Source organism: Frigoribacterium sp. RIT-PI-h, assembly GCF_001297205.1.
GTDB lineage: Bacteria > Actinomycetota > Actinomycetes > Actinomycetales > Microbacteriaceae > Frigoribacterium.
The window spans coordinates 1-2,147 of the sequence record NZ_LHOZ01000110.1; the positions used below are offsets into that span (position 1 = coordinate 1).

Sequence of the window (2,147 nt, forward strand, 5' to 3'; positions counted from 1 at the left end):
GACGAACCGGAGGCCATCGAGCAGGCGGCGAGCGAGAAGACGAGGGCACCCGAGGCCACGAGGCCGAGCGTGGTCTTGGTGATGTTCTTGCGAGTGAAGGCGTTCATGGTGAAGCTCCTTGTCTGTTAGTCCCGGTGGGGATGTACAGGGTTCGCCACCGTCCCCGAAAAGGATTGGAACGCATCGACTTCGTTACCCCGCCGTGACCTCGACCGTCTCGGCGGACCCGTCGGCGGGGTTCGCCATGCCTCGTGCCCGAGCCACCCCGAGCCCGCGTTGCGAGGTCCAGAAGTCGCGGACCGTCTCGCGGAGTTCGGTCGCGCCGACGTCCGCACCGAAGGCCAGCGATCCCGGCTCGAGCGCGATGCCGTCGGCCCGGGTGGGCAGGGCGACGGGGTCGAAGCCGATGGCGTCCACGAGGTCGGCGACGACGTCGAGCGCCTCGCGGTCGTCGGACGCCAGGGCGATCGCACTCCGCCCGGGGTCTCCCGCCGGCAGCGCCCCCTCGTCGAGGTCGTGGTACCCCATGTGGTTGAAGCCCTTGACGACGCGTGACTCGGGGAGGTGCTGCTGCACGAGCTCGCTCGTCGAGGTGCGGACGTCCGAGAGGTCGTCACGCAGACCGTCGGTCTCCCACCAGTAGTTCATGGCGTCGACGACGACCTTGCCCGCCAGGGCGTCCACCGGCACCGAGTCGAGTTTGCCGAGGGGCAGGGCCAGGACGACGATGTCGGCCTCCCTCGCCGCGTCGGCCGACCAGGCCGCCCGGGCTCCAGGGGCGATCACGTCGACGATCAGGCGGATGCGTGCGGGGTCTCCCGATCCGGCGAGCAGGACGGGGTGGCCGGCGGCGTGGACGAGGCGGGCGAGGACGGGGCCGACCTTGCCCGCGCCGAGGATGCCGGTGGTGGATGCGGACGTCATGTGTCGGGCAACCCGTGGGGGCGCCCGTCGATTCCGGGCGCGGCGGTGCACCGCAGGCCCCTGAACCAGGTCTGCGGTGCACCGTCGGTGTGGAGTCGCTCAGAAGCGGGCGACGGGGGTGACCGTCAGGCGCGAGCCGTCCGGCGGCGGGCCGCCACGAGCAGGCCGAGCCCCGCGAGCAGAACCAGCAGGCCACCCGCGAGCGGGGCCGTCGTGTCGCCGCCGGTGAAGGCGAGCGACGAGTCGGCGGCGAGGACCGAGGAGGCGCTGGTCCCCGAGGCGAGGACGCTGCGGGCGCCCGAGGCGGCGGTCACGAGCACGGTGCCGGTGGTGCCGGTGGTGCCGGTGGTGCCGCCGATGCCCGCGGTGCCCTCGGTGTCCGGCGTGGTGGTGCCGTCGTCATCCGGGGTGGTGGGCGTCGTCGGGTCGACCGGATCGGTCGGCTCGAACGGCTCGGCCGGGTCGACGGGGATCGCCGGGTCGGTCGGGTCGGTCGGCGTGGTCGGGTCGGTCGGCGTGGTGCCGGTCGTCCCGTCCGTGACGTCGCTGTCGCCGATCACCGAGACGGCGTTGCCCGACAGGTCGATCGGCAGCGTGATCGAGGGGACGATCTGGGTGCCGCCGAGGATGCCGTCGTCACCGCTGGTGGTGCCACCGGTCGAGCCGGTTCCGGTGCCGGTGGTGCCGGAGCCGGTCGTGGTTCCCGTGCTGGCCGAATCGCCGACCACCGAGATCGCGTTGCCGCCGACCGTCACGGGCAGCCCCACCGACGGCACGACCTGCGTGCCACCGAGAATGCCGTCGTCACCACTCGTGGTGCCACCGGTCGAACCGGTGCCGGTGCCGACGGCAGGAGCCGTCGTCGAACCGGTGCTGCCGCTGTCGCCGACCACCGAGATCGCGTTGCCGCCCACGGTCACGGGCAGCCCCACCGACGGCACGACCTGCGTGCCGCCGAGGATGCCGTCGTCACCACTCGTGGTGCCACCGGTCGAACCGGTGCCGGAGCCGGTGGTGCCGGAGCCGGTCGTGGTTCCCGTGCTGGCCGAGTCGCCGACCACCGAGATCGCGTTGCCGCCCACGGTCACGGGCAGCCCCACCGACGGCACGACCTGCGTGCCGCCGAGGATGCCGTCGTCACCGCTGGTGGCGCCGGTCGAGCCGGTGCCGGTGCCGGCGTCGGTGGTGCCGGTGCCGGTCGTGGTGCCGGAGCTGGCCGAGTC

General features: G+C 73.1%; 1 protein-coding gene and 1 pseudogene. Both read right to left on the reverse strand.

All coding sequences use genetic code 11. The features are described 5' to 3' along the window. Window positions 1–192 precede the first annotated feature (192 nt). Entirely contained in the window at window positions 193–924 is a 732-nt protein-coding gene (locus AEQ27_RS14985) for an NADPH-dependent F420 reductase (protein ID WP_054147402.1), read from the reverse strand. Between the two features lie 125 nt (window positions 925–1,049). Then, window positions 1,050–2,147: pseudogene (locus AEQ27_RS18605) on the reverse strand (hypothetical protein); the annotation flags it as partial.

Excerpts from the sequence above, each read along its gene's own strand:
- AEQ27_RS14985 (WP_054147402.1), bottom strand. The coding sequence starts at position 924 with ATGACGTCCGCATCCACCACCGGCATCCTCGGCGCGGGCAAGGTCGGC.